The following is a 7863-nucleotide window of genomic DNA, read 5'->3' on the forward strand; positions in this document are numbered from 1 at the left end:
GCAGGAGCGAGGTTAAGCCGTCTATTGCCTATCCCTACTGCTTAACACCTAATCCCCCAGCGCGAGCTGATCCGTAATCTCAAACCGCTCGGCAGCGCCGATCCGGATCATGTTGAGGCTGCCTTCCCTTGTGAAGCGGAACTCGCTGGGCGAATCCGAGTTGGCCGGCATGCCGGCAGAGAAGGAGATGGCGCGCGTGCCGCCATCGGGCCAGGTCACGGTGATGTCTGCCTTGTCGGCGCCATTGTGGACGATGTTGACGGCGCAGCGGGTCATCGGCTGACCGACATAGCGCGCGCAGGGGATCTCGGCGGCGGCGCCGAGGGCGGGCGGGGGTTCCAGCCGTGCAACGGTTTGCGTAGCGGTCGCAGCTTTGGCCTGGTCCGGCCGTGGCGTCGGGGATGGTACCCTCGGCGCGGACGTCGCATCTGGTGCGACTTCCGCATTCGCGGCGGAATCCTGTACCGGCTTCCCTGTGGTCTCCGTCGCCGGAGCCTCCGTGGCAGCGATCTCGCCCGTCGTCGGGCTTTCATTGGCTGCGAAGGCGAGGCCATAAGCATCCTGCATGGCGGTCCTGCCGATCTCGGCGGCGGATTTCGGTGCGCCTGGATCCGTGCCGCCAAGGCGCTCCGTCAGGTCGAGTGGGGCCGGCGCGGGTGCAGCCGGGGTGGGTGGAGCCTGAGTGGGTGCAGCCGGAGCGGCAGAGGCGGCGGGTGCAGTTGTCGGGGGCGCTGCGGCCACGTCGGCCGGCTGCGTCGGCATGTCGGGCGCGAGCGCCGGGCCGCCGGCTTCAGCGCTGGCGGTCACTTGGGGCGGCGCGGCGTCAACTTCGACCACGGTCGGGTTGTCGGGGATAAGATAGCGCGCGGGCGCCCAGCCTTTGACCAGTGGATTGTCGATCTCCTCGACCTTGCACCAGCGGTGGCCGTCCACTTCGTTGCAGCCGAAATTCCTGACGCTCGAGCCGATCGGCAGGCGCGCCTGGGTTCTGCCCACAGGCGACGGCGTGGCGCGGATGTTGAGGAGATCGCCTGGGCCGAGCTCGGTCACGATGGAAACGATGTCGGCAGGCGCGTCCTCGGCATAAGCCGGCATGCTCACCAGCAGCAGGCCTATGAGCAACATTCCCATGAGCAACGGGGCCCGCAGGAGCGGAGCGCCAGTCAGTCGATGCAAAATGGTTCGGATTGTGCGCCTCATCATTGGCAGTGCGCCGATTACCCTTGCGGCAGCAGTCCTGCCGTATGCCAAGGCGGTTTTATAAGGGACGATACGCGGCCATGTAAGTCTGAAAATGCGTCCGATGTTTGGTGCCGCGAGGCCGAGGCAGGGCGCAGCCATGCGGTCAAGCGGAGCCTTGCCAAGAGGGTTTGGGCATGAAGCCGGTTCTCAGCGCATGCGCCCATTCCGGTCGGCCCGCCTGTGCGGCCTGTCTCGCCGCCGCTTCGTGGTCGTAGTCGACGGCGATGGTCTCAAAACGGTCGGGTTCTTCGCCATCCAAGGTGAGGATGCCGTAGCGCGCATGCGGGCTGCCTTGCTCCGAAACATGCGCCGGGGGCGTGTCATCTTCATAGGCGGGGGCGCCGACGCTGCCGGGATTGAAGAGGAAGGGACCGCCGGGGATACGGACCAGTTCCGCGCGGTGGCTGTGGCCGCACAGCACGACGCGGCAGGCCGGGTCCAGCCCCTGCAACCGCCGCTGAATAGCGGCAAGCGGCGCGCGCACCAGTTGGCCATCGACGATCGCGTCGAGCAGGTATTTCTCGTCATGGTCGGGCCGCGCATGGAAAGCGACCACGCCGGGAACAATCTCCAGCGTGAAGGGCAGGGCGAGCAGGGCTTCGCGCTGCGCTGATGTCAGCCGTTCCTGCGCATAGCGGTCCGAAGCCCACATCGTATCGTCGGCCGGATCGACGGCGACGCGGCGGTCATGGTTGCCGCGCACCGTCGGCAGGTCGAGCGCTTCGAGCCGCTCAAACGTCTCGCGCGGCCAGAGCGGGCCGGAGACGCAATCGCCAAGGTTGACGGTGAGATCGGCGCCGCCGCGCCGCGCCAGATCGGCGAGCACGGCATCCAGCGCCAGCACATTGCCATGGATGTCGGCGAGAACGGCAATGCGCATGCGGCGGGCTCCCTTGGTGCAGCCGTTGAGGCTTGCGGCCCGTCTTCCTATCAAGCCGCTGCCTTCATTATCAAGCCTTTGAGATCGTTCGAGACAGCCGGGAGCTGGCTATCGCGGAAGCACTCCATCTGCTAGCGTCCACGCCGTTCCAGAGTTCATCCGGGGGAGGACAGGCGATGACCCGCGACCAGATGGTTGCCCACCTCCGCGCCGCCAATGACGTCGCGCGCGAGACTGCCGCGCACGGGCATCATCCTTTCGGCAGCGTGCTCGTCGGCCCCGACGATCGCATCCTGATGCGGCAAGGCAACATCAACACCGTGCGCCACGCCGAAACGGAGCTCTCTCGGCGTGCCGCGGACGCCTATCCGCCGGATTTCCTCTGGTCCTGCACGCTGGTCACAACCGGCGAGCCCTGTGCTATGTGCACGGGAACGCTCTACTGGGCCAATATCGGCCGGCTGGTCTACGGCTTCGAGGAGACCAAGCTTCTCGCGCTGACTGGCAACCACGCCGAGAATCCCACGATGAACCTCTCGTCGCGCACAGTCCTCGGCTCCGGGCAGAAGCCGGTCGAGGTCCACGGACCCTTCCCCGAGATGGACGAGGAGCTCCTCGCCCCGCATATCGGTTTTTGGGAGCGCTAGGACCTTGACTTATAAACCGGTTAGGCCGGCATTTCGATGTCGTGGCCACCGACGATGGGCAGAGCCGGATCATCTCCGGCCGCCGCAATCACGCTGTCGAGCAGGCCGGGGAAGCGGGCGTCGAGGTCGGCGCGGCGCAGCGTGATCATCCGATTGGTGCCGGCCACTTCGGCGCGGGTGACGCCGGCCTCACGCAGTTTGGCCAGGTGATAGCTGAGATTGGTCTTGGAGCCGAGGTCGAGGAACCGGCTGCAGTTCAGCGGCACGCCTTCCTTGCTGGCGAGATAGCGCACGATGGCGAGTCGGGTCGGGTCGCCAAGCACGCCGAGCACGACCGGCAGGCTGATCTGGTCCGTATTGGGGTGCGGCAAAGTCATGGCCCGAAACTAAGCACAGTCTGTGGCGATTTCAACGCGTCCATGTTTCGCGGGCATGCACAGTCCGTTCGCGATTGGCCCAATGGCTGTCCTGACACAGGGCTGTCAGCAGGCTTCAGCTATTTTCGTCTGGCTTCATTGACATCATGCCCTGTTATGTCCAATTGTTCAATAACTTTTGAACTAAGGTTACCCCAATGGACAAGCGCCTCTTCTGGCTTGCGCTCGGATCGTTCACGATCTCGACCGAAGGCTTCGTCATCTCCAGCCTGCTGCCTGACATCGCCACCGACGCCCGCATTTCCATTCCGCTCGCCGGCACGCTGATCACCGCCTTCGCGCTGGCTTACGCCATCGGCACCCCGATCCTGGCAACGCTGACCGGCGAGTGGGACCGGCGCCGCGTCATCTTGTGGACGCTGGCGTTCTTCGTCATCGGCAATGTGGTGGCGGCGCTGAGCTCGTCCTTCGAACTGCTGCTCATTGCGCGCATCATCATGGCGCTGTCGTCAGGCTTGTTTGCCGCGACCGCTCAAGGCACGGCGGTGGCGCTGGTCGATGACCACCACCGGGCGCGGGCCATTGCGGTCGTCGTCGGCGGAACCACGGTGGCGGTTGCGCTCGGTGCACCGCTCGGCGCGCTGGTTGCCACGATAGCCGGCTGGCGCGGGACCTTCTTTGCCATTGCCGGGCTCGGCGCGCTGGTCGGCGCCATCCTGTGGTACCGGCTGCCGCGCGGCATTGTCGGTACCAAGCTGCCGCTCAGGCGGCGGCTGGCCGCGGCGCTGCGCCCCGGAGTCATGCCGATCCTGCTGACCACCGCTCTTGCCCTCATCGGCGCCTTCTCGGTGTTTTCCTATATCGCACCGCTGGCCATCCAGAGCGGCGGCCTCAGCCCGATTGCGCTGCCCGGCATGCTGCTCGCCTTCGGTGTCGGCGCCGTCATCGGCAACATAGCCGGCGGCCAGGCGGCCGACCGTTTTGGTGCGACGCGCACCGTCGGCTGGTCGCTGGCGCTGAGCGCCGTCATGCTGGTGATGCTCTCGGTCATCCCGACCTTCCTGCCGCAGCATCTCGCCGGGCCGGCATTGATGGCCATGATGGTGCCGTGGGGCATGGTTGGCTGGGCATTTCCGCCGGCGCAGGCCAGCCGCATCATCAAGCTGGCGCCCGACGCCGCCCCGATCGTGCTGTCGCTCAACGCTTCGGCGCTCTATCTCGGCGTGGCGCTGGGTGCTGTGGTCGGCGGCGCCGTGCTGCGCTACGGCGTGCCGGCCGATCTCGGCCTGGTCGCCGCCATCTTCCCGCTGATCGGGCTTGGGGTGGTGCTGGCCGGCCGCTGGGCGGCCCGGCCGGTCGCCATGCCGGCCGAATAGATCTTTGCAAAGGACCGGCGGCCGCTCTTTCAGCTTGAAGGGGCGGCCGCCGGCACGTCGTATTCCAGCGCCGCGACTTCATCCAGCATAGCGCGCAGATCTGCCGCTCGTTGCGGGCCGAACAGCGCCTCGAAGCGCTGCTGAGCAGTGCTCCACAATTGCGTCGTCTCCTCGAGCTTGGTCTGGCCTTGCGGCGTCAGCCGCACCCGCTTGACGCGGCGATCGTCTTTGTCAGCGAAGGTGTCGACATAGCCGTCGCGGATCAGCGGCTTCAGCGTATGGCCGAGGGCCGACAGGTCCATGACCATCTCTTCTGCAATCGTGCCCATCGCCGGCTCGTTGCTGACATGGATCTGGTAGAGCAGGCCGTACTGCGTGCCCTTCAGACCCGAAGGCGAGATTACATCGTCATAGAAGCGGCCGAGCTTGCGCGCGGCCCGCCGCAGCGTGGCGTTGTTGCAAAGGCTAAATCCCGGCAGCGCGGTCTTGCTCATCACGACTCCTTGCCGGCAAAACCGCTGCCGGCCTGCCGCAGAAATAGTTTCTGCCGCCTCCGTTGACAAGATGGTGGTATATGCCTACTTCCCAGAAAGTGGTATATGCCACTAACTGGAGATCAGGGCGGGACGAGGGTTCATCGACCTGTCTCGCCGGGCAGAAAAAAGGAACAGGACAATGAGTGGACAGGACAACAAGGGTACCGCAGTCGTCACCGGCGCATCTGCCGGCATCGGCGCGGTCTATGCCGACCGGCTGGCCGGGCAAGGCTACGATCTGGTGCTGGTAGCGCGGCGCGCCGACCGGCTGGAGGAACTGGCTGAAAAGCTGCGATATGCTTACAAGCGCAAGGTCAGCGTGATTGCCGCCGACCTCGCCGAAGACAATGATGTGCGCGGCGTCGAGTAAGCGATCGCAGCCGACGATAGCGTCACGCTGCTGGTCAACAATGCCGGCATTGGTGGCCAGGCCGTGGTGGCAACGGCCGACGCCGACGAGGCCGAGCGCATGATCAAGGTCAACGTCATCGCCTTGACCCGCCTGACCCGCGCCGTTCTGCCGGGGCTTCTTGCGCGCAACCGCGGCGCCATCGTCAACATCGCCTCTGTGCTCGCCTATGATACCTCGTTCGGCGGCATCTACAGCGGCACCAAGGCCTATGTCGTCAACTTCACCGAGGCCCTGCACCGCGAAGTCGCCGGCACCAATGTGAAGGTGCAGGCGGTGCTGCCGGGCGCGACCCGCACCGATTTCTGGGAGCTTGCCGGCGGTGATATCGACAATCTGCCGAAGGAGATCATCATGACCGCCGACGATATGGTCGATGCCGCGCTTGTGGGCCTATCCAGGGGCGAAGCCGTCACCGTGCCGGCGCTGGCCGACGCAGCTAAGCTCGACACCTTCCTCGGCGCAAGGCAAGTCTTCTATGGCAGCCTGCACGCCGACAAGCCGGCTGCCCGCTACGCGGCTTGAGAGTAGCTGGTTCGCGAACCAGGACCCCACCCCGCTCACTTCGTTCGCGACCCTCCCCACAAGGGGGAGGGTAAGTGCGCGCTCCCCTACCTCCCCCTTGTGGGGAGGTCGGACCGCAGGTCCGGGTGGGGGTACTGGCGCCGACCTCTGCGGTTACGCTCCCCACCACATCGGAATGATCGACGCAGCCAGGACCAGCGCCAGCACGATGTTGAGCGCGCGCCATTGCCATTCGGTCTTGAGCAGCCGTGCCAGCACCATGCCCGCCACGCACCAGATCGACAGCGAGACGGCTGCAGTGAGGCCGAAGGTCGAGCCGAGCAGCAACGCGAGTTGTCCCGGCCCGTCGGCAAGGGCTGCGAACGAGGCCGCCGCCCCCAGTCCCATCGACCAGCCCTTCGGGTTCATCCATTGAATGCCGGCGCCGCCGAAGAAGCTGTTGGGTTTTGCCATCGCCACATCGAAATCAGGCGGCCCGGCGCGGCCGATCTTGATTGTCAGCCAGATGAGATAGAGCGAGCCGATGATTTTCATGGCCAGTTGCAGCGAAGGCATGGCCAGCAGCAGACCGGCTAGCCCGGCGGCGGCAGCAGCGGTCACGGTGGCGAGGCCGGCAGCGCTGCCGATCAATAGGGGAACGGAACGGCGAAAACCGAACTGCGCGCCTGAAGCGGTTGACAGGGCGGTGGCGATGCCGGGCGTGACGGTAGCCACGAAGGCAAACAGGATGAGCGGAAAGATGGGTTGCAACATGAGGGGTCCTTCATCGAAGGCCCTACGGTAGACTTTTGCATACTTCAGTAAATGCAATGTTTGCGATGGTTGGCATTAGCAGATATAATGCCAACCATGATCCGCAACCTCGACACAGCGCTGATCCGCACCTTCGTCACTGTCGCAGACAAGGCCAGCATGACGGCGGCGGCGAACGCGCTGCATCTGACGCAAGGCGCCGTAAGCCAGCAGATCAAGCGGCTGGAAGAAGCGCTCGGCTGCAGCCTGTTCGAGCGCGACCGGCGTGGCTTGCGGCTGACGGGGCCCGGCGAGCGGCTGTTCGGCAAGGGCAAACGGTTGCTTGGCCTCAATGACGAGATCTGGGCCGAGATGGCGGGCACCGAGTTCGCCGGCCAGGTGCGGCTCGGTGTTCCCTATGACCTTGTCGGCACCTTGCTGGCGCCGGTGCTGAAGGCCTATGCCGAGACCTATCCGCAGGTCGAGATTTCGCTGCTCTGTGCGGCTTCGCCGGACCTTGCCGCGGCTCTTGCGGCCGGCACCATCGACCTTGCCGTCATCGAGGAACGGGTCGGCCCGTCCGCCGGTGAGTGCCTGGCCATTGACCGGCTGGTCTGGGTCGGAGCCAAGGGCGGCGTCGCCCGCGCCAAGCGGCCGCTGCCGGTGTCGATCGTCGCCGATACCTGCGCCTTCCGCCCGGTGGTGCTGTCGGCGCTGAACGAGCACGGGCTGGAATGGCGCACCGTGTTCGAGAACGGCAACATCGATGCCACGACCGCGACGGTGCGCTCCGACCTTGCCGTCACCGCCTGGCTGGCCTCCACCGTGCCCGCCGACCTCGACATCCTGCCTTTCGATGCCGGGCTGCCGCCGCTGCCGAATTTTTCCATCAATCTGCATTTGCCGAGGTTTGGCGCGGCGCCTGCCGCGCAGGAGTTCGCGCGGTATATCAGGGATGGGCTGGAACGGCGGGCTGTGGCGGCTTAACAGAACTTGGATTTGCTCTCCCCCGTCGATCGGGGGAGAGGTGTGGCGCGCAGCTGGACGGGGGGGGGGGGGGCCGAGTAATAGGTGGGGGGAGAATTTTTGGCCGTGGTGGTGTGGCCCAACCCCGGCGCCGGGGGCGGAGGCCCCCCACA

At 65.8% G+C, this 7863-nt stretch carries 8 protein-coding genes and 1 pseudogene; 4 read left to right on the top strand and 5 right to left on the bottom strand.

The window, feature by feature from the left end; all coding sequences use genetic code 11:
* Window positions 1–48: 48 nt before the first annotated feature.
* Window positions 49–1131, bottom strand: a complete 1083-nt coding sequence (locus NKJ78_RS27585; protein WP_352460585.1) for an SH3 domain-containing protein — start codon at window positions 1129–1131, stop codon at window positions 49–51.
* A gap of 214 nt (window positions 1132–1345) precedes the next feature.
* Entirely contained in the window at window positions 1346–2122 is a 777-nt protein-coding gene (locus NKJ78_RS27590; RefSeq protein WP_352460584.1) for a metallophosphoesterase family protein, read from the bottom strand.
* 176 nt (window positions 2123–2298) lie between these two features.
* Between NKJ78_RS27590 and NKJ78_RS27595 the strand changes: the two genes are divergently transcribed.
* Entirely contained in the window at window positions 2299–2769 is a 471-nt protein-coding gene (locus tag NKJ78_RS27595) for a nucleoside deaminase (RefSeq protein ID WP_352460583.1), read from the top strand.
* Between the two features lie 20 nt (window positions 2770–2789).
* On the opposite strand, the gene NKJ78_RS27600 is transcribed toward NKJ78_RS27595, so the two are convergent.
* Window positions 2790–3146: an ArsR/SmtB family transcription factor gene (locus tag NKJ78_RS27600; RefSeq protein WP_023683780.1), complete on the bottom strand. Its 357-nt coding sequence runs from the start codon at window positions 3144–3146 to the stop codon at window positions 2790–2792.
* 197 nt (window positions 3147–3343) lie between these two features.
* Between NKJ78_RS27600 and NKJ78_RS27605 the strand changes: the two genes are divergently transcribed.
* On the top strand, window positions 3344–4522 hold the full coding sequence (locus NKJ78_RS27605) for an MFS transporter (protein WP_023683782.1): 1179 nt from the start codon (window positions 3344–3346) through the stop codon (window positions 4520–4522).
* 29 nt (window positions 4523–4551) lie between these two features.
* On the opposite strand, the gene NKJ78_RS27610 is transcribed toward NKJ78_RS27605, so the two are convergent.
* Window positions 4552–5016, bottom strand: coding sequence for a MarR family winged helix-turn-helix transcriptional regulator (locus tag NKJ78_RS27610; RefSeq protein WP_023713908.1), 465 nt, complete (start codon window positions 5014–5016; stop codon window positions 4552–4554).
* Between the two features lie 181 nt (window positions 5017–5197).
* Between NKJ78_RS27610 and NKJ78_RS27615 the strand changes: the two are divergent.
* Window positions 5198–5992 (top strand): annotated as a pseudogene (locus NKJ78_RS27615) (SDR family NAD(P)-dependent oxidoreductase).
* Between the two features lie 153 nt (window positions 5993–6145).
* Here NKJ78_RS27615 and NKJ78_RS27620 read toward each other — a convergent pair.
* Window positions 6146–6745, bottom strand: a complete 600-nt coding sequence (locus NKJ78_RS27620; RefSeq protein WP_023713906.1) for a LysE family translocator — start codon at window positions 6743–6745, stop codon at window positions 6146–6148.
* 87 nt (window positions 6746–6832) lie between these two features.
* Between NKJ78_RS27620 and NKJ78_RS27625 the strand changes: the two genes are divergently transcribed.
* Entirely contained in the window at window positions 6833–7711 is an 879-nt protein-coding gene (locus NKJ78_RS27625; RefSeq protein ID WP_502901607.1) for a LysR family transcriptional regulator, read from the top strand.
* Window positions 7712–7863: the final 152 nt, after the last annotated feature.

The organism is Mesorhizobium sp. M0037, assembly GCF_040323635.1.
Taxonomy (GTDB): Bacteria; Pseudomonadota; Alphaproteobacteria; order Rhizobiales; family Rhizobiaceae; genus Mesorhizobium.

What these genes read in the sequence shown, in the direction of transcription:
- NKJ78_RS27585 (WP_352460585.1), bottom strand. Translation starts at nt 1,131, where the DNA reads ATGGGAATGTTGCTCATAGGCCTGCTGCTGGTGAGCATGCCGGCTTAT.
- NKJ78_RS27590 (WP_352460584.1), bottom strand. Translation starts at nt 2,122, where the DNA reads ATGCGCATTGCCGTTCTCGCCGACATCCATGGCAATGTGCTGGCGCTG.
- NKJ78_RS27595 (WP_352460583.1), top strand. Translation starts at nt 2,299, where the DNA reads ATGACCCGCGACCAGATGGTTGCCCACCTCCGCGCCGCCAATGACGTC.
- NKJ78_RS27600 (WP_023683780.1), bottom strand. Translation starts at nt 3,146, where the DNA reads ATGACTTTGCCGCACCCCAATACGGACCAGATCAGCCTGCCGGTCGTG.
- NKJ78_RS27605 (WP_023683782.1), top strand. Translation starts at nt 3,344, where the DNA reads ATGGACAAGCGCCTCTTCTGGCTTGCGCTCGGATCGTTCACGATCTCG.
- NKJ78_RS27610 (WP_023713908.1), bottom strand. Translation starts at nt 5,016, where the DNA reads ATGAGCAAGACCGCGCTGCCGGGATTTAGCCTTTGCAACAACGCCACG.
- NKJ78_RS27620 (WP_023713906.1), bottom strand. Translation starts at nt 6,745, where the DNA reads ATGTTGCAACCCATCTTTCCGCTCATCCTGTTTGCCTTCGTGGCTACC.
- NKJ78_RS27625 (WP_502901607.1), top strand. Translation starts at nt 6,833, where the DNA reads ATGCCAACCATGATCCGCAACCTCGACACAGCGCTGATCCGCACCTTC.